At 67.0% G+C, this 24,040-nt stretch carries 20 protein-coding genes; 5 read left to right on the forward strand and 15 right to left on the reverse strand.

The features are described from left to right. Window positions 1–151 precede the first annotated feature (151 nt). Window positions 152–1,345, forward strand: coding sequence for an efflux RND transporter periplasmic adaptor subunit (locus AAFN88_RS00740; RefSeq protein WP_347517586.1), 1,194 nt, complete (start codon window positions 152–154; stop codon window positions 1,343–1,345). A 15-nt stretch (window positions 1,346–1,360) separates the two neighbouring features. Continuing rightward, the gene (locus tag AAFN88_RS00745; protein ID WP_347517587.1) at window positions 1,361–4,519 is read left to right on the forward strand and encodes a multidrug efflux RND transporter permease subunit; all 3,159 of its coding nucleotides are present in this window, start codon (window positions 1,361–1,363) and stop codon (window positions 4,517–4,519) included. 63 nt (window positions 4,520–4,582) lie between these two features. Here AAFN88_RS00745 and AAFN88_RS00750 read toward each other — a convergent pair whose 3' ends face one another. From AAFN88_RS00750 to AAFN88_RS00785, 8 genes are all read right to left on the reverse strand, one after another. After that, window positions 4,583–4,930: a cupredoxin family copper-binding protein gene (locus tag AAFN88_RS00750; RefSeq protein ID WP_347517588.1), complete on the reverse strand. Its 348-nt coding sequence runs from the start codon at window positions 4,928–4,930 to the stop codon at window positions 4,583–4,585. Window positions 4,931–4,961: 31 nt separating this feature from the next. Further along, the gene (locus AAFN88_RS00755; RefSeq protein WP_347517589.1) at window positions 4,962–5,927 is read right to left on the reverse strand and encodes a metallophosphoesterase; all 966 of its coding nucleotides are present in this window, start codon (window positions 5,925–5,927) and stop codon (window positions 4,962–4,964) included. 63 nt (window positions 5,928–5,990) lie between these two features. Further along, window positions 5,991–6,773 carry a zf-HC2 domain-containing protein gene (locus tag AAFN88_RS00760; RefSeq protein ID WP_347517590.1) on the reverse strand — a complete coding sequence of 261 codons (783 nt, stop codon included), beginning with the start codon at window positions 6,771–6,773 and terminating at the stop codon, window positions 5,991–5,993. Then, window positions 6,760–7,401: a sigma-70 family RNA polymerase sigma factor gene (locus AAFN88_RS00765; protein WP_347517591.1), complete on the reverse strand. Its 642-nt coding sequence runs from the start codon at window positions 7,399–7,401 to the stop codon at window positions 6,760–6,762. Before AAFN88_RS00765 ends, AAFN88_RS00760 begins: the two co-directional genes overlap by 14 nt. Before the next feature lie 111 nt (window positions 7,402–7,512). After that, the gene (locus tag AAFN88_RS00770) at window positions 7,513–8,640 is read right to left on the reverse strand and encodes a zinc-dependent alcohol dehydrogenase family protein (RefSeq protein ID WP_347517592.1); all 1,128 of its coding nucleotides are present in this window, start codon (window positions 8,638–8,640) and stop codon (window positions 7,513–7,515) included. Window positions 8,641–8,671: 31 nt separating this feature from the next. Continuing rightward, window positions 8,672–9,106 (reverse strand): MaoC family dehydratase, encoded by a 435-nt coding sequence (locus AAFN88_RS00775; protein ID WP_347521606.1) that lies wholly within the window; start codon window positions 9,104–9,106, stop codon window positions 8,672–8,674. Between the two features lie 81 nt (window positions 9,107–9,187). Next, entirely contained in the window at window positions 9,188–10,624 is a 1,437-nt protein-coding gene (locus tag AAFN88_RS00780; RefSeq protein ID WP_347517593.1) for a hypothetical protein, read from the reverse strand. Window positions 10,625–10,767: 143 nt separating this feature from the next. Next, a complete protein-coding gene (locus AAFN88_RS00785) occupies window positions 10,768–11,556 on the reverse strand; it encodes an IclR family transcriptional regulator C-terminal domain-containing protein (protein WP_347517594.1) in 789 nt (262 codons plus the stop codon). Window positions 11,557–11,749: 193 nt separating this feature from the next. On the opposite strand from AAFN88_RS00785, the gene AAFN88_RS00790 reads away from it, so the two are divergent. The 3 genes from AAFN88_RS00790 to pcaF are packed head-to-tail and all read left to right on the forward strand — an operon-like array spanning window position 11,750 to window position 14,611. Beyond that, entirely contained in the window at window positions 11,750–12,607 is an 858-nt protein-coding gene (locus AAFN88_RS00790; protein ID WP_347517595.1) for a CoA-transferase, read from the forward strand. Further along, window positions 12,604–13,395: a CoA-transferase subunit beta gene (locus tag AAFN88_RS00795; RefSeq protein ID WP_347517596.1), complete on the forward strand. Its 792-nt coding sequence runs from the start codon at window positions 12,604–12,606 to the stop codon at window positions 13,393–13,395. The genes AAFN88_RS00790 and AAFN88_RS00795 overlap by 4 nt, the downstream gene beginning before the upstream one ends. A 10-nt stretch (window positions 13,396–13,405) precedes the next feature. Then, window positions 13,406–14,611 carry a 3-oxoadipyl-CoA thiolase gene (pcaF, locus tag AAFN88_RS00800; protein WP_347517597.1) on the forward strand — a complete coding sequence of 402 codons (1,206 nt, stop codon included), beginning with the start codon at window positions 13,406–13,408 and terminating at the stop codon, window positions 14,609–14,611. A 26-nt stretch (window positions 14,612–14,637) separates the two neighbouring features. On the opposite strand, the gene AAFN88_RS00805 is transcribed toward pcaF, so the two are convergent. The 7 genes from AAFN88_RS00805 to AAFN88_RS00835 are packed head-to-tail and all read right to left on the reverse strand — an operon-like array spanning window position 14,638 to window position 23,979. After that, window positions 14,638–15,858, reverse strand: coding sequence for an NnrS family protein (locus tag AAFN88_RS00805; RefSeq protein ID WP_347517598.1), 1,221 nt, complete (start codon window positions 15,856–15,858; stop codon window positions 14,638–14,640). Then, window positions 15,855–16,427, reverse strand: a complete 573-nt coding sequence (locus tag AAFN88_RS00810; protein WP_347517599.1) for a hemerythrin domain-containing protein — start codon at window positions 16,425–16,427, stop codon at window positions 15,855–15,857. Before AAFN88_RS00810 ends, AAFN88_RS00805 begins: the two co-directional genes overlap by 4 nt. Before the next feature lie 29 nt (window positions 16,428–16,456). Next, window positions 16,457–17,251, reverse strand: coding sequence for a peptidylprolyl isomerase (locus AAFN88_RS00815; protein WP_347517600.1), 795 nt, complete (start codon window positions 17,249–17,251; stop codon window positions 16,457–16,459). 4 nt (window positions 17,252–17,255) lie between these two features. Then, window positions 17,256–17,966 (reverse strand): respiratory nitrate reductase subunit gamma, encoded by a 711-nt coding sequence (gene narI, locus AAFN88_RS00820; protein WP_347517601.1) that lies wholly within the window; start codon window positions 17,964–17,966, stop codon window positions 17,256–17,258. Window positions 17,967–17,978: 12 nt separating this feature from the next. Then, window positions 17,979–18,695 carry a nitrate reductase molybdenum cofactor assembly chaperone gene (narJ, locus tag AAFN88_RS00825; RefSeq protein ID WP_347517602.1) on the reverse strand — a complete coding sequence of 239 codons (717 nt, stop codon included), beginning with the start codon at window positions 18,693–18,695 and terminating at the stop codon, window positions 17,979–17,981. Further along, window positions 18,695–20,221 (reverse strand): nitrate reductase subunit beta, encoded by a 1,527-nt coding sequence (gene narH, locus AAFN88_RS00830; protein ID WP_347517603.1) that lies wholly within the window; start codon window positions 20,219–20,221, stop codon window positions 18,695–18,697. Before narH ends, narJ begins: the two co-directional genes overlap by 1 nt. Continuing rightward, window positions 20,218–23,979 (reverse strand): nitrate reductase subunit alpha, encoded by a 3,762-nt coding sequence (locus tag AAFN88_RS00835; RefSeq protein ID WP_347517604.1) that lies wholly within the window; start codon window positions 23,977–23,979, stop codon window positions 20,218–20,220. Before AAFN88_RS00835 ends, narH begins: the two co-directional genes overlap by 4 nt. Window positions 23,980–24,040 lie beyond the last annotated feature (61 nt).

Here is a 24,040-nt window from a genome sequence, read left to right on the forward strand (position 1 = left end):
CGCCGATTACGGGGCGGGAACGGGCGACACAAACAAGCCGCCCTAACCATTCGCACTAATTCGCACGTAGCCAGCGGCGGCGAACCTAAGCTAACCTACAGTTCCAGGCTACATACTGCGCACCACCACCCGGTGAGGAACCCGCTAAGCTATGACACGGCTCCCTCTGGCTCTTGCCGCACTGATCGCGCTCACCGCCTGCGAAGACGGCAATACCTATGTCGAGCCGCCGCCGCCCAAGGTGACCGTCGCCGCTCCGGCGGTCCAGGAGATTACCGACTACCTCTATTTCACCGGCACCAGCCAGGCCGCGGCCGTCGTCGACATACGCGCCCGCGTTCCGGGGGCCCTGGAGAATATCTCCTTCGCGCCCGGCACCTTCGTCCAGGCCGGCGATCCGCTGTTCATCATCGATCAGCGCGAATACGCCGCCGACCTGGAAATCGCCAAAGCACAGCTACAGAGCGCCCGGGCCCAGAAGGTCGAGGCCGACAAGGCGCTGGCCCGCGCCGAAGAATTGATCAAGCGCGGCAACGTCTCCCAGGCCAAGCTGGACGAGGCCGAGGCCGCCGCCCGCAGCGCCACCGCCGATGTCGCGGTCAAGCAAGCCGCCGTGCGCCAGGCCGAATTGAACCTGGAGTACACGGATATCCGCGCGCCGATCGAAGGACGCATCGGCCGCAACCTGGTGGACGCCGGCAACCTGGTGGGACAGTCGGAAGCGACGCATCTGGCCACCATCACCGATAGCGATCCCATGTACGTCTACTTCAACATCAACGAGCGCGACCTTCTGACGGTCATGGAACGCATGCGCGGCGGAACCGGCGGCGGCACACCGGGAACGCGCGACGACTTCCGGGTCGAGATGTCGGTCGGCGGCAAGGAAGACTACAGTTTCATCGGAGACCTGGACTTCGCCGAATCGTCCCTCGACCCCGATACCGGCACCCTGGAGCTGCGGGCGCGATTCGCCAACCCAGCGGACCCGGAACCGGTGCTCTTGCCAGGCCTCTTCGTACGACTGCGTGTCCCCGTGGCACAGCGCCAGGACATGCCCTTGGTCACCGAGCGCGCCATCGGCCTGGACCAGGCGGGCCGCTATGTCTATGTGGTCGGCGCGGAGAACGTGGTCGAGAAGCGCTCCATCGTCACCGGGCAGTTGATCGACGGCCTGCGCGTGGTCGAAAGCGGTCTTGCCGCAGGAGAGAAAGTGGTGGTCAACGGCATCCAGCGCGCCCGCGGCGGCGCCAAGGTAAGCCCGGAAGAAGCGGAGATGACCGCCTTCTCGGCCTCGGCGCTCAAGCGCACCGCCCAGCAGGCCAGCAAAGCAGCAGCCAACTGAGGCGGCGCAGCGGAGATGTTCTCAAAGTTCTTCATCCAGCGCCCGATCTTCTCCTCGGTCATTTCGATCGTCATCGTCATCGCCGGCGTGGTCACCCTGGGAACCTTGCCGATCGAGCAGTTCCCGCAGATCACCCCGCCCACCGTGCAGGTCTCCGCCGCCTATCCCGGCGCCAATGCCGAGGTCGTGGCGGAAACCGTGGCCGCGCCGATCGAGCAGCAGGTCAACGGCGTCGAGAACATGATCTACATGTCCTCGACCAGCGCCAACGACGGCTCCTACAACCTGACGGTCAGCTTCGAGGTCGGCAGCGACCTCGACCTGGCGCAGATCCTGGTGCAGAACCGGGTAGCGCTGGCCGAGGCCAACCTGCCTGAGGAAGTCACCCGCCAGGGCGTCAACACCAAGAAGAAGTCCAGCAACATCATTCTCTTCATCGCGCTGACGTCCGAAGACCCGTTGCACGACGAGATCTTCCTCAGCAACTACGCTACCCTCAACATCCGCGACATCTTGAGCCGCATCCCCGGTGTCGGCGAGGTCTTCATCTTTCCGCCCAGCGACTATTCCATGCGCATCTGGCTCGACCCGCCGAGCCTGAAGGCACGCGGCCTGACGACCGGCGACGTGCTCTCTGCGATCCGCGAGCAGAACGTGCAGGTAGCGGCCGGGCAGATCGGCCAGCCGCCGGTGCCCAGCGGCCAGTCTTTCCAGTACACCGTCAACGTGCTGGGCCGCCTGGCGGACATCGAGCAGTTCGAGAACATCGTCATCCGCTATGCCGAAGACGGCGGCACCATCTACCTGAAGGACATCGCCCGGGTGGAACTGGGCGGCAAGAGCTACGACGTCAACGCCGCGCTCAACGGCGCGCCCTCGGCCGCCGTCGCGGTCTACCAACTGCCCGGCGCCAACGCCCTGGATGTCGCCACCCAGGTCCGCGCCGCCATAGAGAACATCAGCAGCCGTTTCCCGACAGGCATGTCCTATCAGATCCCCTACGACACGACGATCTTCGTCCAGAAGTCGATCGAGGAAGTCTACATCACTCTGTTCCAGGCGGCGGGGCTGGTCTTCCTGGTGCTGTTCCTCTTTTTGCAGGACTGGCGCGCGACGCTGGTTCCGGCCGTCACCATTCCGGTATCGCTGATCGGCACCTTCGCGGTCATGGGCGTTCTGGGCTTCTCCCTCAACATGCTGACACTCTTCGGGCTGGTGCTGGCCATCGGCATCGTGGTCGACGACGCCATTGTCGTGGTGGAGGCGGCGACCGCCCATATCGAGCGCGGCATGAAGGCACAGGCGGCGGCGATCCAGGCAATGAAGGAGGTTTCCGGCCCGGTCGTCGCCACCACTCTGGTGCTGCTGGCCGTCTTCGTGCCCGCCGCCCTCCTGCCCGGCATCACCGGCGAGATGTACCGCCAGTTCGCGGTAACCATCGCCGTGGCCACGGTGTTCAGCTCGATCAATGCCCTGACCATGAGCCCGGCCCTTTCGGCCCTGCTGCTGCGCCCCCCCAAGCAAAAGAAGAACGCCTTCTTCCGCGGTTTCGACAAGGTCTTCACCACGGGGGAAAACGGCTATTCGGCGCTGGTCGCCAAGCTGGTGCGCGTCACGGCCCTGGTCATGCTGCTGTTCCTCGGGCTCTTCGCCCTGACCGGCTGGCAGTTCGGCAAGCTGCCGACCGCTTTCCTGCCCGTCGAAGACCAAGGATACGTAATCACCGCCGTACAGTTGCCCAACGCCGCTTCCCTCGAGCGCACCGACGCGGTTCTGCAAAAGATCGACGGCATCCTCGCGGACATGCCCGGCGTCGAGAACTGGGTCACCATCGGCGGTTACTCGATCATCGACGGCACCAACGCCGCCAATGCCGCCACCGTCTTCATCACCATGACGCCCTGGGAGGAGCGCCAGGATCCCAGCCTCTCCCAGCAAGCCATCCTCGGCCGCCTGCAAGGCGCCTTCCGCCAGATCCAGGAGGCCATTATTTTCGCCTTCCCGCCGCCGTCCATCCCCGGCCTTGGCGTTGCAGGCGGCTTCCAGATGCAGCTTCAAGATCGGGGCGGCGTCGGCCTGCAAGAACTGCAGCGCATGACCCAGGAGGTCCTGGTTGACGGCAACGCCCAGAGCGGCCTCAGCAACCTCAACTCCACCTTCCGAGCCAACGTGCCGCAGCTCTTCGCCGAGGTCGACCGCGTGAAGGCCAAGTCGCTGCAGGTTTCCCTCGACCAGGTCTTCGGCGCGCTGCAGACTTATCTCGGTTCGTCCTATGTGAACGACTTCAACAAGTTCGGGCGCACTTGGCAGGTGAAGGTGCAGGCCGACCACCGCTACCGCGTCGAGCCGGAGGACATCCGACGCTTGGAGGTGCGCAATGCCGAGGGCGACATGGTGCCGCTGGGTACTCTCGTGCGGGTCGACCAGACCCTCGGCCCGCAGACGGTGCTGCGCTACAACCTTTACCCCAGTGCTGCGATTACCGGCGAGGCGGCGCCGGGCTACTCCTCCGGCCAGGCGCTCGACCTCATGGAGCAGCTCGCCGCAACCAAGCTGCCCAACTCCATGGGCTTCGAGTGGACCGGCATCTCCTTCCAGGAAAAGCGGGTGGGTTCGGAATCCATCCTGGTCTTCGCCCTGGCGATCGTCCTGGTCTTCCTGGTGCTGGCCGCCCAGTACGAAAGCTGGGCCATGCCGGCGGCCGTCATCCTGGTGGTGCCGCTGGCTCTGCTGGGCACCATCGCCGCCCTGCTGGCCCGGCAGTTCGACAACAACGTCTACACCCAGATCGGCATCGTCCTGCTGATCGGCTTGGCCAGCAAGAACGCCATCCTGATCGTCGAGTTCGCCAAGGCCGAGCACGAGGCTGGGAAGTCCATCACCGAGGCCGCAATCTCGGCGGCCAAGCTGCGCTTCCGCCCGATCCTCATGACCGCGATCTCTTCCATCGCCGGCTTCATGCCGCTGGTGGTGGCCGCCGGCGCCGGCGCGGCCAGCCGCCAGGCCATCGGCACGGCGGTGGTGGGCGGCATGTTGGCCGCAACCATCATGTCGCTCTGCTTCACGCCGGCCTTCTACGTGGTCATGCAGCGGCTCTCCGAAATGAACCTGCGCAGGGGAAAGCAACCGCAGCGCAACGCGGCAGCGCCGCCGGCGGGCGGCGCCGGAGACTGAGCGGAGGACTGAGCGGAGGACTGAGCGGAGCCTGCGGGCCTGGCTCCGCTCCGCCTCTCGTCGTCACGCCTCGGTGACGATGACGGTGCCCTTCATATGCGGATGGACCGAGCAGAGGTAGGGATACTCGCCCGGCTTGTCGAAGACCATGGAGAACTCCTGGTCGGTGTCCATGACGTCGGACAGGAAGGACTCGTCCAGGCTATAGACGGTGTGCGGCGAGTCGTCGCGATTGACCCAGGTCACCATGGTTCCCGCTTTCACAGTGGCCTGCTGCGGCAGGAATTCGAACGATTCGATGTCGATGGTCATCGCGGCGGGAGCGGCCGCGCGCGGCGACCGCCCGAGGACGGTCAGAACCGTGCCGCCGAAGGCGGAGAGCAGCAGCGCTCTGCGCTTCAGAGTGAGCATAGTGCGGTATCCTTGTCTGATCGCCCCGGCGTCAGGCGGGAAGCGGGTGGTCGGTCAGAGCGAGATTGCCGTCGGACACCGACAGCGAAACGCTGGTCAGGCCGAGGTTCCGACGCAGCGACTCCGAAGGCACCTTCATCGGCCCCGGTCCCTTGCCCTGCCCCGCCGGCGGCTGCGGGAAGGCCGTCGAGGCCGCGGTGTGGAAACGGATGTTGCCCTCGACCTTTTGGACGATCTGGTGGATGTGGCCGTTCAATACGGTCACCGAGCCGAAGCGGCGCAGGTAGGTCATCGCCTGCTCGGCATCGCCGGTTCCCCAACCCCAATCCTGATAGACGGTCCAGAGCGGCATATGGGCGAAGACGACGATCGGTTGGCTGGCCGAGCGCCCTTTGAGATCGTCCTCCAGCCATTTCAACTGCTCGCTTCCGAGCGCGCCGAGGCTGCCGGCCGAGAAGCTCAGCACGTTGATGAGGCCGATGAAATGCACGCCGCTGTGGTCGAAGCTGTACCAGCCCTTGCCGCTGGAGTGATAGCCGTAGCGCTCGAAGAAGGCGCTGGCCGGACGGTCGAGCACATCGTGCTCGCCGGGCACGACATGAACCTCCGGAACGCGCAGCCCCTTCATCAGCTCGGCGGCGGTATCGAACTCCTCGGGCTTGGAGAGATGAGTGACGTCGCCGGTGTGCAGAACCAGAGCGGGAGAGGCCTGCTGCTGGTTGACCAGGTCTATGGCAGCCTGGAAGGTTCCGGCGCTGTCGGGGTTCGCCGCCTTCGTGAACCCGATGTGACTGTCGCTGACCTGAACGAAGCTCAGCGTGCCTTTTTCGGCGGCCTTCATGGTGTCGGCGCGCGCCTGCCCGGACAACGCAGAGGCGACGGGCACGCCGCCGACCAGGGTCCAGAGCACGCCGCCGCCCGACCAGGCGAGGCACTTCATGGCGTCGCGACGGCTGGGGGATGAAAGAGTTTCCTTGTCTGTCTTGCCGGTTGTCATCGGTGGTCTCCCTCGAATGGTGGCTTCAGGGAGTGATACCCGCCGGCACCGCGGCAAATTCCCTCACTCACGCTGTTGTGACGCTGCGGCCTGCGCCGTGAGGGCCTTGAGATCGAGGAGATCGCGGGCGGCCACGTCGGAAACCGCGCAGAAGATCAGGCCTTCGGCGCGCCAGAACAGGAAATGGTAGCCGTTGCGCGTCGAGGCCGCGGGCAGGCGGCTGTCATCGTCGGCCCAGGCGAAGAGGTTGATGACGTGCTTGTCCCGGCGATAGACGATCGCCGCCACGGCGCGTCCGTCGACGTAGTCCAGGCGGCCGCCGGCCAACTCGAACCCGGCATCGGGGAAATCGCCGAGCGGCGGCGCCACGTCGACGCGGCCGTCGAACCAGGGTTTCACGGTATGGCGATCTGTGGATTCGACGTCGAGGAGATGACCGGGCATGAGGGAACGCATATGCGCCGCCGCCACATCCTCGACCAGCAGGTCGCCGCGGCTGGGGACCAACAGCACGAAAGCCAGAGCGGCAACCGCCAGCATCGACGCCGCGCCGCCGAGGGCCCCGGCGAGCAAGCCCGGCGGCCGCAAAGGCGCCGCGCGAAACGGCGCTGGCTTCGGCGGCGCCGCGCCCAAGCCGTAGCGGGCGGCCAGCGAGCGCCGCAAGTGCGCCGGCGCCCTGTAGTAGGGGGCCTCCCGGCGCAGGGCTTCGCGCAGCGCCTTGCCGCCGTCCAGCCGTGCCGCGCAGGCGGCGCAGGATACGAGATGACGCTCGACATCGACCGCCGCTGCGGCGTCGACCTCGCCGTCGATGTAGGCTTCCACGAGAAGCGCCTTATCGCAGACCATGCAGAAGCTCCCCTTCGGCGGATTCAACTTGGGCCAGCCAGCGATCGCGCAGCAGCTTGCGGGCGCGGGCCAGACGCGACATCACGGTGCCCAGCGGCACGCCGACGATCTCGGCGATGGCCTTGTAGGAGAGGTCTTCGAATTCCCGCAGCACGATCACCTCGCGGAATTCGATCGGCAGGCTGCCGACGAGATGGCCGAGCTTCATCTCCTGTTCGCTCTTGATCAGCTTCAGTTCCGGGTCGTCGCCGGGGTCCGCCGGCGGCGCTCCTCGCGGCGGCGGCTCCGCTTCGTCGGCGTAGCGGTCCTCCGGCAACGGCAGGGCCATGTCCCGGCGGCGGCGCGCCGCGTGACTGCGAAAGCTGTTTCGGACGATGCCCAGCAACCAGGGCTTGGCGTCCTCGCCCTTGAGGTTTCCGATGTATCTGAAGGCGCGCAGATAGGCGTCCTGCACGATATCGTCGGCATCGCCCTCGTCGCGAGCGAGCCAACGCGCCAGGTTATAGGCCGCATCGAGGTGCGGCAGCACCAGGGCTTCGAAGCGATGCTGGTCATCGAGCGTGCCGGCGGGATCGTTAGGGCGCAGGGAAAACCTCCTCTGACGGTACTTACCGCCGTGCGTCGGCATCTATTCCCTTGAGGTAGGTGATTTCCCGGCGGAGAGTCTTCACAACCGCGTTAACGGCCCGCTGCCGGCAGTCCTCGAAAAGCCGCGGGGCCCCAGCCGGACCCTTCCCGGTCAGGCGAATTCGACGATCTGGCGGATCGCCGCGCCGCTGGCCAGGCGGTCCATGCCCTCGTTGATCTCCTCGAGCTTCAGGTGATGAGTGACCAGGCGGTCGACCGGCAGGCGGCCGCGGCCGTAGAGGCCCAGCAGGCGGGGCAGGTCGCGCGAGGGCACGGAGCTGCCGATGTAGCTGCCGCGCAGGGTCTTCTCCTCGGCCACCAGGCTGATCGCCGGGATGGAGAGCATCGCCGAGGGATGCGGCAGCCCCGCCGTCACCGCCGTGCCGCCGCGCCGGGCGATGGCGTAGGCCAGTTCCAGCGCCTTGGCCGAACCGGCCATTTCGGCAGCCACGTCGACGCCGCCGGAGGTCGCCTCCTTCACCTTGGCCACCACCTCGGGGTCGTCGGCGCGGAAGGCGTCGGTGGCGCCCAGCTTCAGGGCGAAGTCGAGCTTGTCCTGCTGCATGTCGACGGCGACGATCTGCTCGGCGCCCGAGGCGACGGCCGCCAGCAGCGCGGCCAGGCCGACTCCGCCCAGGCCGACCACGGCGGCGCGCTGGCCCGGCTTCACGGCGGCGGTGTTGATCACCGCGCCGGCCCCGGTCAGCACCGCGCAGCCGAAGACCGCGGCGATGTCGAGCGGGATCGCCCGGTCGATCTTCACCAGCGAGCGGCGCGAGACGGTGGTGTACTCGGCGAATGCGGAGACGCCGACATGGTGGTTGATCGGCTGGCCGTTCTTCGAGAAAGGGCGCTCGCCGGACAGCAGCTCGCCGGCGGTGTTGTGCAGCGCGCCGGGCTCGCAGAGCGCCGGGCGCCCCTCGCAGCAGGGCCCGCAGTGGCCGCAGCTCGGCACGAAGACGAAGATCACATGGTCGCCGGCCTCAAGGTCGTCGACGTCGGCGCCGATCTCCACCACCACGCCGGCGGCCTCATGCCCCAGCACCATGGGCGTCGGGCGCGGCCGGTCGCCGTTGATGACCGAGAGGTCGGAGTGGCAGATGCCGGCGGCCTCGATCTTCACCAGCACTTCGCCCTTGCCCGGCCCTTCCAGATCGACCTCCTGGACGACCAACGGCTTGCTGTCGCCGTAGGGCGCCGCTGCCTGCGTGTTCTCCAATACCGCTGCGCGTACTTTCACCTTGGCTTTCCTCTTCCTCGGGATTGATCCTTCAGCCCTCTTCGCGCCGCGGCACCTTGACCACGGCCTCGCCTTCCAGGACCGCGGTTTCGCCCACCCTGCAGTCGCAGCGCAGCTCGGCGCGCTGCCGCTCGGCGTTCAGTTTCGTCACCTCGACGATGGCCTCCACCGTGTCGCCGATCTTCACCGGCGCCAGAAAGCGCAGGGTCTGCGAGATGTAGATGGCGCCGGGCCCGGGCAGGCGCGTGCCGATCACCGCCGAGATCAGCCCGGCCGTGTAGAGCCCATGGGCAATGCGGCCCTTGAAGGGCGTGCGCGCGGCGAAGTGCTCGGACAGGTGGATCGGGTTGCGGTCGCCGGTGATCTCGGCGAAACCGACCACATCCGAGGAACTGACGGTTTTCGAATAGGTCTCCGTCATGCCGACGCTGAGGTCTTCGAAGTAGAGGGTCTGGAAAGGCAGGATCGTCATGTCGGGCTCCACGCCGCAATCATAGAGTCCGGGGTGACGGCGGAACAAGCCCGGGCGGCGGGAACGGCGCCCGCCTCAGCGCCCGCCGGTCAAGAGGGCGAAAACCGGAACCAGGACGGCGGCGGCCAAGAGGGTGAAGCCCAGGTTCCAGCTCCAGGTAAGGTCGCGCGAGGAGATGCCGCTGATGCGCTCGATCAGCAGCACCACCGTGGAAAAGGGCGAGAAGGTCATGGAGAGAGCCCAGCCGCAGGAAATCGCCAGTGCGATCAAGGTCGGGTCGGCAGGCAGCACCGGCAGGCTGCCGATCAGGCTGCCGAAGAAAACCGACGTCATGATGGGGCTGAGCGCCAGGAGGCTGAGCAGGGAAATACAGACCGGCAGCAGCGACAGGAAAACGAAGTCGGGCATGGCATCGAGGCCCAGGAACCGCGCCCAGGTCTGCGCCGGGATCAGCGCCGCCGTCACCCGGCCGAGATAACCGGAGCAGGCCAGGGTCACCGCGACCGGCGCCGCGCCGGCCAGCTTGGTGAAGATGATGACGTCGAGCCGCTGGGCGGCAGCGGCCAAGGCGCCCTGCGGCGCGCCGAGGTTCTGCACCAACAGCCAGCCCACCAGCATGACCGGGCAGGAGATCATCAGCCCGAAGACCACGGTCTCGCCGGTGAGCCACATGACCAGCGCGCTCATCCCGAACAGCCAGGCGCAAGCGAGCAGGAAACGGATGAAGGCGGCGCGCGGAAAAGCCGGCGCCTGGCCGGCGGCCTTCGGCCTGTTGGCGCGAAAGGTGATCTGGTCTTCCAGAGCGCCGAGCACCAGAAGACCGAGGAAGATGCAGGCGCCGACGAAAATCCAGTACCGCCGGTCGGTGCCGGGAATCAACTCCATCAACGCCAGGGGCGCGATGGCCGTGGGCGACCAGATCACGCACCAGGCAAAGCCGCGCAGCATGGCGCTGATCTGGCGGCGCTGGCGGAGCGGGTTCAGGGCATCGCCCGGCCGCGCGCGCTCGATGCCGCGCTGGATCAGCGGCACCAGAAAGCTGACCACCCCGACATTGAAAAGCACCGCCATGACCGCGCTGCCCAGATTCAAGGCGTAGTAGCGCCGTCCCGGCGGCTGCTTGGTCAGATAGTCGCCGCAGCGCGCCAGCGCGGGGGAGGTCGCAGCGGCCTCATGCAGCAGGTTCAAAAGCAGCAGGAAAGCCATGAGGAAGCTCGCCTGGGCCAGCCCCGACAACAGCACCGCTGCGGGCTCGGGGTGCAGCCAAACCGCCAGCAGCGTCAACACGGAGCAAAGCGAAAGGAGGTATTTCTCCCGCAGGCCGTAGTCGCGCACCGCGGCCAGGGCGCAGATGAAGACCGCGCCGTCCGACCCCAACTGCAGCGCCGCGCTGCCGCTCAGCCGCGCGGCCAGCTCCAGCACCATCACCGCCAACAGGCAAACCACCACGATCGGGCGGTTTCCGGCAGCTTGGGCCGGCGCCTCCGCAGGAGTGCGAAGAGATTCAGACATATCTTGGTCGCACTGCCCTTCCGGGTCGAGGGAGAACGATCGGGACTTGGCGCGAGGCCGGCGCCACCGACAACGAAGACAAGATTAACCGTTCAATCACTCGCCCGCCAGTCGATAGGCGCTACGCCGATGCAATCGCGCGTCTATGTCCTGGGATCGAGCAGAGGGCGCAAACGGTCGCGGCAGGCCAGGAGTTGCGGCAGGTAGCGCTCGATCATCTGCGGCAGGGCGCTCCTTGCGACATTGGCGCCGATGTTCATGGCGGCCACCACCCGGCCCTCGCTGTCGATGAGCGGCACCGAGAGCGAGCAGAGCCCCAGCTCCAGTTCCTGGTCGATGCCGGCATAGCCCTGTTCGGCGACCCGGGCCAGGATCTCCATGATCGCCTCCACGTCGGTCACCGTGTGCGGCGTGTGGGTGCGGCGCTCGGAGCGGTCCAGAATCGCGCGCGCCTCGGCCGGCGGCAGCGCCGCCAGCAGCACCCGCCCCATGGAAGAGCAGTAGGCCGGCAGCCGGCTGCCCGGCGTCAGGTTGATGGCCATGACCCGCTTCTGCGAGGCGCGGGCCACGTAGATAACCTCCGTGGCGTCCAAAAGGGAGACCGAGGCGCTCTCCCCCGTCGCCTGGGAGAGGTCTTCCAGGAAGGGCTGCACCGTCGCCGGCAGGGAGGCCGAACGGTAGTAGGCGTGGCCGAGGCGCAGGGTGCGCGGGGCGAGGCGGAAGTACTTGCCGTCGTAGTCGGCATAGCCCAGGGCGTTGAGGGTCAAGAGGCAGCGCCGCGCCGTCGCCCGGTCCAGCCCCGTGCGCTCGGCCGCGTCGGACACCGAAAGCCCGGTCGCGCCTTCCTGGAAGGCCTCGATCACGGCCAGGCCCTTGGCCAGGCCCTGCATGACGTCGGTCGGCCGCCGGTCCGCCAGCCAGTCTTTCTGCACGCTTTGTCACCTCCTGATGCCTTGCTGGAAGAGCCAGTATGTGCGTTATTTGAACAAATATCAATAATCGCACAAACAGGCTTGAGACGGCAGCGGCGATCTGAGACCTAATAGGCAAGAAAACGTCCCAGGATGCCGCCCCGGAGTATTTGGGACAGGAGCCCTTGGACCAGCAAGATTTCGGGAGGATGACTTGGCCGTCTTTCAATCGCTGTCCCAGGCGATCAGCGAGAACCTTCATACCGGCGACAGCGTGGCCTTCGAGGGTTTCACCCATCTGATCCCCCATGCCGCCGCCCACGAGGTGATCCGGCAGGGCATCGGCGAGCTGACGCTGATCCGCATGACCCCCGACGTGATCTACGACCAGTTGATCGGCATGGGCCTGGTGAAAAAGCTGATCTTCTCCTACGCCGGCAACCCCGGCGTCGGCCTGCTGCGCCGCCTGCGCGACGCGGTGGAGAACGGCTGGCCGCAGCCGCTGGAGATCGAGGAGCACTCCCACGCCGCCATGGCCAACGCCTACGAGGCCGGGGCCGCCGGCCTGCCGCTGGCGGTCTTCCGCGGCTACAAGGGCGCCGGCCTGGCCAAGGTGAACCCCAGGATCAAATCGGTCACCTGCCCCTTCAGCGGCGAAGTGCTGGCCGCCGTACCCTCGCTGCGGCCCGACGTGGCGGTCATCCACGCCCAAAAGGCCAGCAAGAAGGGCGACGTGCTGATCGAGGGCATCGTCGGCGTGCAGAAGGAAGCGGTGCTGGCTGCAAAGCGCGCCGTCGTCACCGTGGAAGAGGTGGTCGACGACTTCGCCGGGGTGCATCCCAACTCCTGCGTGCTGCCGCACTGGACCGTCACCGCCATCGCCCAGGTGCCAGGCGGGGCCCATCCCTCCTACGCCCACGGCTACTACGAGCGCGACAACCAGAGCTACCTGGCCTGGGACGAGGTCGCCGCCGACCGCGAGCGCTTCCAGGCCTGGATGCAGGAGAACGTGATCGCCGCCACGCCGGAGGACTTCACCGCACGCGTTGCCAAGGTGAGGACCGCGAAATGACCGAACAGAACTTCATCCCCCAAGATTTTACGGCCGACGAGATGATGACCATCGCCGCGGCGCGGGCGCTGGGCAACGACGACGTCTGCTTCGTCGGCATCGGCGCGCCCTCGGCCGCCTGCAACGTGGCGCGCCTCACCCACGCGCCGGACATCACCCTGATCTACGAGAGCGGTACCATCGGCACCGCGCCGGACGTGCTGCCGCTGTCCATCGGCGACGGCATCCTCTGCGAGACCGCGGTCACCACCGTCTCGGTGCCGGAGATGTTCCGCTACTGGCTGCAGGGCGGGCGCATCACCATCGGCTTCCTGGGCGCCGCGCAGTTGGACCGCTTCGGCAACATCAACACCACGGTGATCGGCGACTACGCCAAGCCGAAGACGCGCCTGCCCGGCGGCGGCGGCGCGCCGGAGATCGCCTCTTCCTGCGGGCAGATCTTCATCACCATGAAGCAGTCCAAGCGCGGCATGGTGGAGAAGATCGACTTCGTCACCTCCTTCGGCCACGGCGAAGGCGGCAAGGCGCGCGAGAAGCTGGGCCTCGCCACCAAGGGGCCGACGCTGCTGATCACGGACCTCGCCGTCTGGAAGACCGCTCCGGAGAGCGGCGAGTTCGTCGTCGCCTCCCTACACCCCGGCGCGACCCGCGAGCAGGTCACCGAAACCTGCGGCTGGACTCCACGCTTCGCCGAGACTGTCGAGGAAACCCCGCCGCCGAGCGAGCTCGAACTCAAGACCCTGCGCGACCTGAAAGCGCGCACCGCCGCGGCCCACGGCAAAGCCTGAGGAACCCGTTATGACCGAAGCCTTTCTCTGCGCCTATCTGCGCACCCCCATCGGCCGCTTCGGCGGTTCTTTGTCGTCCGTACGCGCCGACGACCTGGGCGCCGTTCCCTTGAAGGCGCTGATGGAGCATTGTTCTTCGGTGGACTGGGCCGCCGTGGACGACATCATCTTCGGCTGCGCCAACCAGGCCGGCGAGGACAACCGCAACGTCGCGCGCATGTCCGCCCTGCTGGCGGGCCTGCCGGAGGCGGTGACCGGCACCACCATCAACCGGCTCTGCGGATCGGGCATGGACGCCGTCGCCACGGCGGCAAGGGCGATCAAGGCCGGCGAGGCCGAGTTGGTGATCGCCGGCGGCGTCGAGTCCATGAGCCGCGCGCCCTTTGTGATGCCGAAAGCCACCCAGGCCTTTTCGCGCAACGCGGAGATCTACGACACCACCATCGGCTGGCGCTTCGTCAATCCGCTGATGAAGAAGGCCCACGGCGTCGACTCCATGCCGGAGACCGGCGAGAACGTCGCCGCCGACTACAGCGTCTCCCGCGAGGACCAGGACGCCTTCGCCCTGCGCTCCCAGCAGAAGGCGGCGGCGGCCATCGCCGCCGGGCGTCTCGCCAAGGAAATCGTCGCCGTCACCATCCCCAACCGCAAAGGGCCGCCGACCGTCGTCGAGACCGACGAGCATCCGCGCGAGACCACCTTGGAGAAACTGGCCGCGCTGGGCACGCCCTTCCGCGAGAACGGCACGGTGACGGCGGGCAACGCCTCGGGCGTCAACGACGGCGCGGCGGCGCTCGTCGTCGCCTCGGAAGCCGCCGCGAAGACCCACGGCCTGACGCCCTTCGCCCGCGTGCTGGGCGCGGCGACGGCGGGTGTGCCGCCGCGCATCATGGGCATGGGGCCCGCCCCGGCGACGCAGAAGCTCTGCGCGCGCCTGGGCCTTGCACCGACGGACTTCGACGTCATCGAGCTGAACGAAGCCTTCGCCAGCCAAGGTCTGGCGGTGCTGCGCGAACTGGGCATCGCCGACGACGATCCCCGGGTGAACCCCAACGGCGGCGCCATCGCGCTCGGCCACCCGCTCGGCATGTCGGGCGCCCGCATCACCGGCACGGCGGCGCTGGAGCTCACCGAGAAGAGCGGCGCCAAGCGGGCTCTGGCCACCATGTGCATCGGCGTCGGACAGGGCATCGCCATCGCCCTGGAGCGGGTGTAGGCCCTGCGCGTCTGGGCCCTGCGCGTTCAATCCTGCGCGCGCCGCCCCGAGAGGTAGAGCGGCGCGTAGCGCAGCACGAAGAGGGCAAAGGCCGCGGTCCACAAGGCACCTGAAGCGTGCAGCAAGGGGGTATAGGCCTCCGGCGCGAGCGAGGCCGCGACCCGCAGCGCCGCGGCGGCGGTGATCATCAGGTAGATCAGCGTCGTCCAGCCATCGGCGGTCAACGCCCGGCCGCTGTGCCCCAGGCTGGCCCGGGTCATCACCGCCAGGGTCATCGAGCCGATGGCCCCAGCAGTCAGGGCGTGCAGGCCGGCGGTGGTCGCCGGCACCTCCGGCACCACAATGCCCAGGGCCAGCAGCAGCAGCCCCAGAGGCACCCAGAGGAAAGCCAGGTGCAGGCTCCACAGCAGCGGCTCCGGCAGGCTGCGCAGTCCCTGCCAGCGGGCCAGCCGCACGGCATTGAGGACCCCCGCCAGCAGCAGCAGGCCGCCCACCACGGCGTGATCCGGCAGCACCACCCAGGCGCCGAGAGCCGCCACGGTCGACAAGAGGCACAGCTTGTCGAAAGCGCCGAAGGGCGCCGGCATGGCATCCTGGCCGCGTTTGGCCAGCCAGTTGCGGGTGAAGCTGGGCAGGATGCGCCCGCCGATCAGGCAGATGAGCAGCACCACCGCGGCCACGCCCAAGCGCTGCCCGGCCGCTCCCAGGTCGGGGTATCCCGGAAGAGCAATCCCGCCCGCCTCCAGATGGGTCATGAGGTTGGCGGCCAGCAGGACGCTGAGGACCAGGGGCAGCGGCAGGTTGCGCCAGTTGCGCCCGGCGACGATCTCGCGCAGGGCCAGCGCCAGCAGCAGCACCAGAAAAGCCATGTCGAGGACGGCAGTGGGCAAGACGCCGAGCCCGGCGGAGACCAGCATGGCCAGGCGGCCCAGCAGCCAGGTGCCGGCCAGGACCGCCAGCGCCACCCCCTGAACGGGCAGGCGTCCCGTCCAATTGGGCACGGCGGTCAGCAGGAAACCGGCGATGACCGCGCCGGCGAAACCGAAGATCATTTCGTGAGCGTGCCAGGCCAGGGGGTCGACGAGCAGCGGCAATTCGAAGACGCCGAGAAACTGACCCAGCCACAGCGGCAGGGCCAGGGCGGCCCAGAGCCCGGCGCCGAGGAAAAAGGGCCGGAAGCCCTGACGGAACAGGGCCGGCCCCCTGTAGTCCCGGCGCCGGGCCTGAACCGATTCGCTACCCGTCATGTCTTCTCCTTTTCCGCGCCGCCTTGTGCGTCTTCCTGACGGCGGCGCAGCAGGCGCGCCGAAAGACGGACCAGATCTTCCTCCGAAAGGCGCCGGCGGGCCAGCGGCAGCAAGACGGAATTCTCCAGCGCCAGGTGGCGGCGCTCGTTGCGGGCGAAGTCGATCATCGCCTCGCGCAGTCCGGGAAATGCCGATGGCGGCTGCGCCTCGGCCAAGGCCTTCTCCAGGCCCTCGATCAGTATGTCGGCCAGATGCCGGTCGCCCGCATGCTCGGCTGTCAGCGCCGAGAGCACCCGATCGATCTCGTCTTCGGGCGGACAGCGTTCTTGCATCAGGGGGAAGAGATCCTCCTCCTCGTCGCGCACGTGCATCGCCGCGTCATGGCGCAGGAAATCCAGAACCTCCGCCGTCAACGTCCAGTCGAGAGTCTCGGCCAGGGCCATTTCCTCGATCAGATTGCAGAGCTTTCGCTGGCGGAAATGCTCGGCGAAGAAGAAATCCAAGGGATCGCTGAGCAAGGCCACCGACGCTGGTTCGATCTGCGGCGAGCTTCGTTGTGCGGCATTCATCGCGCCCTCCCTTGCGCTGTTCTTGTCGACTATTGCACCAGCGGGCTTTCCGCCGCGTCGAGCGCGACCCCTTCGATTTCGGCCTGCCCGGCGAGCACGCGAATGTATTGCGCGACCGCCCGCCGCCACGAAGCCTCCTGCAACTGATCGGCGATCGTCTCCGCCACCGCCTCGAACGGCAGCTCCCGGCCGTCGATGCGGCGGTCTAGGCGGAGCACATGAACGCCATAGCGCGAGCGCACCGGCACTGGGCAGAGCTGCCCCTCTTCCAGGTTCTCCAGGAAGGTTTCGAACTCCGGCACCGTGTCGCCGCGCGCCACCTGGCCCAGCCGTCCCTCGTTCTGCGCCGAGGAGCAGGCGGAGAACTGCCCCGCCAGCTCGGCGAAGAGGCGGGGGTTCGACTGCAGCATGGCGATCAGGCGCTCCGCCTGATCCGCCGCCTTGGCGTAGGCCTCCTTGTCCTCCGGCGAAGCGGAGAGCAGGATGTGCGCCGCCTCGAAGAGGTCGGGGCTGCAAAAGCGCGCCCGGTTGTTGTCGAAGTAGCGCCGGCAGGTCTCGCCATCGGCCTCCGGGACGGTCACCTCAGCCTCCAGCAGGCCGCGGATCAAAGCGTCCTCCTCGGCCTCGCGCCGCCCCTGGCCGTCGCTTTGCGGGTCGGCTTCGATGCCCTGACGGCGCGCTTCCTGCAGCAGCAGCTCGCGCACCGCCAGCGCGGTGGCTGCGGCCGCCAGCGCCGCCTCCGGCGTCTCGGCGGGGTGATGCTGGGCCTCGGCCAGCACCGCCGCCGACTCGATGGTGGTGTCGTTGATGCGGATGTCCTGCATCACCCTACTCCGCGCCAATGCCGCCGGGTGCCCGCTTGGAGCGCACGATCTGGTAGCCCGGACGCCAGAAGTAGCGCAGCGGCACGCTCAGCATGTGGACCAGACGCGTGAAGGGAAAGACCAGGAAGATGGTCAGGCCCAGGAAGAGGTGCAGCTTGAAGACCGGATGCGCCTCGGCGATGTAGCCCGACGCGGCGAAGTCGAAGGTGAAGATCCCCTGCGCCCAGGCCATGAAGGTAACCATCTCGTGGCCGTCCAGGTGGTTGAGGGAGATCGGGATGGTCGCCAGCCCCAAGGCGAGCTGCAGCCACAGCAGCAGGATGATGGCGTTGTCGGCGAAGCTGGAGGTCGCGCGGATGCGCGGGTCGAAGAGCCGCCGGTGCGCCAGCATCGTGGCGCCGATCAGGGCAAAGCCGCCCGCTACGCCGCCGACCACGATGGCCATGATCTGCTTGAAGGTGTGGCTGATGCCGACGAGGTCGAAGAGCTGGATGGGAGTCAGCAGGCCCACCAGATGGCCGAAGAAGACGATGAGCACGCCGACATGGAACAACACCGAGCCCATGACGAGCTGGCGCCGGCGCAGAAGCTGGCTCGAGCCCGAACGCCAGGTATAGGGCTCGCGGTCGTAGCGGATGATCGAGCCCAGCGCCAGCACGGCCAGGGCGATGTAGGGGTAGATCCCGAAGATCATTGTATTGAGGAAGGAAGCCATGACGCGTGCTCCTCACAAAGGCTTGCTATCGGCGGGACGGTCCATCCGCGCCAGGGTGTCGCGCACGGCCGGGCAGCCGCCGCCCGGCGAAACGCCGGGGCCGCCGGAGCTGCCGGGCCCGAAAGTGACCGGCTGGTCCTCCCAGGCGCGGTCCAGCGCCTCCAGGTCGTCGGGGTCCTCGTCCGGCGCCGCGAGAAGCTCATCCAGCACCGCCTGGGAGGGCTTTCCCTTGGCGACGCCCTCCAGGGCCAGCAAGACCCAGGCGTAGGGGCTCTTGCGCTTGCGCAGCCGTTCGGCCAGGGCGGCGATGACGTGCAGGGGCTGCTCAAGCAGTTCCAGGGCTTCCGGCAAGGGCCGGGTGCCGAGGAATTCCAGGAACAGCGGCAGGAAGTCCGGCAACTCCTTGGCGCTCAGCACCAGCCCGTGTTGTTCGTAGTGCTCGGCCAGGTCGACCATGGCCTGGCCGCGGTCGCGGCTCTCGCCGTGGATGTGCTCGAAGAGGTGCAGCGACAGCGAGCGCGAGCGGTCGAACAGCAGGACGTAGCGTTCCTGCAGGTCGTAGGGATCCCCGTCGGCGATCTCGTCCAGCAGGCGGTTCAGCCCTTCCAGGCAGTTGGCCGGCACCAGCTTCTCGCTGGTGAGAATCCGCTTCATCTCGCCGGCCGCTTCCTGGATTTCCGCCTCGGGGTAGGTCAGCAGCAGGGAGAGCACCTTAAAGGTCTTGGCCATCAGAACACCTCCGTCGGGGTCTGCACCTTCTTCTTGCGGGGGCCGCCGAAGAGGTTGGTTTCGCTGGCGCCGCTCGAGCAGCCGTTGCCGAAGCTGAAGCCGCAGGAGCCGCGCAGGTCGTAGGCGTCCTCACCAAGCTCGCGGTGCGAAGTGGGAATGACGAAGCGGTCCTCGTAGTTGGCGATGGCCATGACGTGGTACATCTCCTCGATGCGCTCCACGTTGAGGCCGACCCGCTCGGCCAAGGACTCATCGACGACGCCGTCGACGGTCTTGGCGCGCATATAGGCGCGCATGCCCAGCATCCGCTGCAGGGCCTCGGCCACCGGCGCCTCGTTGCCGCCGGTCAGCAGATTGGCCAGATAGCGCAGCGGGATACGCAGGGCCGAGACATCCGGCAATCCGTCGTCCCAGGCGATCTTGCCGGACTCGGCGGCCGACTGGATCGGCGAGAGCGGCGGCACGTACCAGACCATGGGAAGGGTGCGGTATTCCGGGTGCAGCGGGAAGGCGACCTTCCAGTCCATCGCCATCTTCCACACCGGCGACTTGCGCGCCGCCTCCAGCCAGGCCTCCGGCACGCCGTCGGCGCGGGCCTGCTCGATCACCTTGGGATCGTTGGGATCGAGGAAGATGTCGAGCTGCGCCTGATAGAGGTCGCCCTCGTCCTGCGTCGCCGCGGCCTCGCCGATGCGATCGGCATCGTAGAGCAGCACACCGAGATAGCGGATGCGCCCGACGCAGGTCTCGGAGCACACCGTCGGCTGGCCCGCTTCGATGCGCGGATAGCAGAAGATGCACTTCTCGGACTTACCGCTCGACCAGTTGTAGTAGATCTTCTTGTAGGGGCAGCCGGAGACGCACATGCGCCAGCCGCGGCATTTCTCCTGGTCGATGAGAACGATACCGTCCTCCTCGCGCTTGTAGATGGCGCCCGAGGGGCAGGCCGCGACGCAGGTCGGATTGAGGCAATGCTCGCAGAGACGCGGCAGATACATCATGAAGGTGTTCTCGAAGGCGCCGTAGATCTCCTTCTCCACGCCTTCGAAATTGTAGTCCTTCGAGCGCTTCTCGAACTCGCCGCCCAGGATCTCCTCCCAGTTCGGGCCCCATTCGATCTTCTCCATGCGCTCGCCGGTGACCAGAGAGCGCGGCCGGGCCGTCGGCGAGGCCTGGACTTCCGGCGCCTTTTGCAGGTGCTCGTAGTCGAAGGTGAAGGGCTCGTAGTAGTCGTCGATTTCCGGCAGGTCGGGGTTGGCGAAGATCTTCGCCAGCACCCGCCACTTGGGGCCCATCTTGGGCCGCAGGCGGCCGTTTCCGGTACGCTCCCAGCCGCCGTTCCAGCGCTTCTGGTTCTCCCATTCCTTGGGGTAACCGATGCCGGGCTTGGTTTCGACGTTGTTGAACCAGGCGTACTCCATGCCTTCTCGGTTGGTCCAGACGTTCTTACAAGTGACTGAACAGGTGTGACACCCGATGCACTTGTCGAGGTTCAGCACCATGCCGATTTGTGCGCGGATCTTCATTCTGCCGCCTCCCCACTGAAGGATTCCTGGTCGTCGCCGGTCGGCCGTTCGAGCCAATCGACCTTGTCCATCTTGCGGACAATGACGAACTCGTCGCGGTTGGAGCCCACCGTGCCGTAATAGTTGAAACCATAGGACTGCTGGGCGTAGCCACCGATCATGTGGGTCGGCTTCAGCACCGCGCGGGTCACCGAGTTGTGGATGCCGCCGCGCTGCCCCGTCATCTCCGAGCCCGGGGTGTTAATGATCTTCTCCTGCGCGTGGTACATGAAGATCGTGCCTTCGTGCATGCGCTGGGAGACCACCGCCCGGGCCGTCAGGGCACCGTTGGTGTTGTAGGCCTCGACCCAGTCGTTGTCCTTGATGCCCGCCTTCGCGGCATCGGTCTCGCTGATCCACACCACGGGGCCGCCGCGGTTGAGCGTCAGCATCAGCAGGTTGTCGGTGTAGGTCGAGTGGATGCCCCACTTCTGGTGCGGAGTGATGAAGTTCAGCACCACCTGCGGGTTGCCGTTGTCCTTCGACGCGATCACCGGATTCACGGTCTTGGTGTCGATGGGCGGGCGGTAGACGCAGAAGCCTTCGCCGAAGGCCCGCATCCACAAATGATCCTGGTAGAGCTGCTGGCGTCCGGTCAGCGTGCGCCAGGGGATCAACTCGTGGACGTTGGTGTAGCCGGCGTTGTAGCAGACCTTTTCCGATTCCAGGCCCGACCAGGTCGGCGAGGAGATGATCTTGCGCGGCTGCGCCACCACGTCCCGGAAGCGGATCTTCTCGTCCTCCTTGGGCACGGCCAGGTGCGTATGGTCACGCCCCGTCGCCTTGCCGAGCGCCTCCCAGGCCTTCACCGCCACTTCGCCGTTGGTCTCCGGCGCCAGCATGAGGATGACCTCGGTGGCGTCGATGTCGGTCTCGATGCGCGGCATGCCCTTGGTGGGTCCTTCCTCGACCACCACGCCGTTCAGCCTGCCGAGGCCCTCGACCTCGTGCTCGGTGTTCCAGGCGATACCCTTGCCGCCGTTGCCCAGCTTGTTCATCAGCGGACCCAGCGCGGTGAAGCGCTTGTAGAGGTTCGGATAATCACGCTCGACCACCGCAATCTGCGGCATGGTCTTGCCGGGGATCGGATCGATCTCGCCCTTCTTCCAGTCCTTCACGTCCATCGCCTGGGCCATTTCCGCCGGCGTGTCGTGCAGGATCGGCACCGTGACCACGTCCTTCTCCACGCCCAGCACCTCGGGCGCGATCTCGGAGAACTTCTTGGCGATGCCCTTGTAGATGTCCCAATCGCTGCGGCACTCCCAGGCCGGGTCGGCTGCGGAGGTCAGCGGGTGGATGAAGGGGTGCATGTCCGAGGTGTTGAGGTCGTTCTTCTCGTACCAGGTCGCCGTCGGCAGCACGATGTCGGAGTAGACGCAGGTGGTCGACATGCGGAAGTCCAGCGTGACCAGCAGGTCGAGCTTTCCTTGCGGCCCTTCCTCGTGCCACACGGCCTCCTGCGGCTTGGTGCCGCCTTCCTCGCCCAGGTCCTTGCCCAGAACGCCGTGCGACGTGCCGAGCAGGTGCTTCAGGAAGTACTCGTGGCCCTTGCCCGAGGAGCCCAGAAGGTTGGAGCGCCAGACGAAGAGGTTGCGCGGCCAGTTCGCCGGGTTGTCCGGGTCCTCGCAGGACATCTTGAGAGCGCCGGACTTCAACTGATCGACCACGTAGTCCTTGGGGTCCTTGCCGGCCTCGTAGGCCGCCTTGGCGATCTCAAGGGGATTGGTCTGGAGCTGCGGGGCCGAAGGCAGCCAGCCCATGCGCTCGGCGCGGATGTTGTAGTCGATCAGCGCGCCGTCCCAGGGCCCCTCCGGCGCCGTCGGCGAGAGGATCTCGTCGACCCCCAGGGTCTCGTAGCGCCACTGGTCGGTATGGGCATAGAAGAAGGAGGTGGAGTTCATGTGCCGGGGTGGCCGTCCCCAGTCGAGGGCGAAGGCCAGCGGCAGCCAACCGGTCTGCGGTCGCAGCTTCTCCTGGCCGACGTAGTGCGACCAGCCGCCGCCCGACTGGCCGACGCAGCCGCACATCACCAGGAGATTGATGATCCCCCGGTAGTTCATGTCCATGTGGTACCAGTGGTTCAGACCGGCACCGAGGATGACCATGGAGCGGCCGTTGGTCTTCTCGGCGTTGCCCGCGAACTCCCGCGCCACGGTAACGATGTGATCGGCCGGCACGCCGGTGATCGCCTCGGCCCAGGCCGGCGTGTAGGGCACGTTCTCGGCGTAATCCTTGGCGACGTGCTGGCCGCCGAGGCCGCGGTCGAGGCCGTAGTTGGCGACGAAGAGGTCGAAGACCGTGGCGATCAGCGCCTCGCCCTCGGCGGTCTTCACCGCCTTCACCGGCACCCGGCGCAGCAGCACGTCGGGATGGTCGGTGCCCTTGAAGTGGTCGTGTTCGCGGTTGCCGAAGTAGGGAAAACCGACATCGACCACGTCGTCGTGGTCCTTGTCCAGGATCTGGCTGAGCCGCAGCTTCACCTCGCGGCCCTGCGCGTCCTTCTCCTCCAGGTTCCACTTGCCCTGCTCGCCCCAGCGGAAGCCGACGGAACCCTGCGGCGCGACGATGGTGCCGCTGCTCTCGTCGAAGGCCAGGGTCTTCCACTCGGGATTGTTCTCCTGGCCCAGCTTGCCGTCCAGGTCGGAGGCGCGCAGCAGGCGCTCCGGCACGTAGTGGCCGTCCTTCTTCGTCAGGCGCACCAGCATCGGCATGTCGGTGTAGCGCCGGGCGTAGTCCTCGAAGTACTCGGCCTGGCGGTCCAGGTGAAACTCGCGCAGGATGACGTGGCCCATGGCCATGGCCAGCGCCGCGTCGGTGCCCTGCTTGGGATGCAGCCAGAGGTCGGCGAACTTGGAGGCCTCGGAGTAGTCCGGGCTCACCACCACGGACTTGGCTCCCTTGTAGCGCACCTCGGTATAGAAGTGGGCGTCCGGCGTGCGGGTCTGCGGCACGTTGGAGCCCCAGATCATCAGGAAGCCGGCATTGTACCAGTCGGCGCTCTCCGGCACGTCGGTCTGCTCGCCCCAGGTCTGCGGCGAGGCCGGCGGCAGGTCGCAGTACCAGTCGTAGAACGACATGCAGACGCCGCCCAGGAGAGACAGATAGCGCGAGCCGGCGGCATAGGAGACCATGGACATAGCCGGAATCGGCGAAAAGCCGATGACCCGGTCCGGTCCGTAGGTCTTCGCCGTATAGGCGTTGGCCGCGGCGATGATCTCGTTGACTTCTTCCCACTTGGCGCGCACGAAGCCGCCGAGGCCGCGCTTCCTGGTGTAGGCCGCCCGCTTCTTCGGATCCTCGACGATGGAAGCCCAGGCGGCCACCGGGGTACGGACCGTCCTCGCCTCGCGCCACAGCTTCAGAAGCCGTCCGCGCACCAGGGGATATTTCACCCGGTTGCCCGAGTACATGTACCAGCTATAGCTGGCCCCGCGGCTGCAGCCGCGGGGTTCGTGGTTTGGCAGATCCGGGCGCGTGCGCGGATAGTCCGTCTGCTGGGTCTCCCAGGTGACGATGCCGCCCTTCACGTAGATCTTCCACGAACAGGAGCCGGTGCAGTTGGCGCCGTGCGTGGAGCGCACGATCTTGTCGTGCTGCCAGCGCTTGCGGTAGGCGTCTTCCCAGCCGCGATCCTCGCCGGTGGTGATGCCGTGCCCATCGGCGAACTCACCCCGTGTCTTAGAGGAGAAAAAATTCAGGCGATCGAGCAATTGGCTCATTTGATCTCTCCGTTCTTATTCCCGGTTATCGGCAACGACCTCGCGGTCCCCACTGCGCTGC

Source organism: Pelagibius sp. CAU 1746, from assembly GCF_039839785.1.
Classification (GTDB): domain Bacteria; phylum Pseudomonadota; class Alphaproteobacteria; order Kiloniellales; family Kiloniellaceae; genus Pelagibius.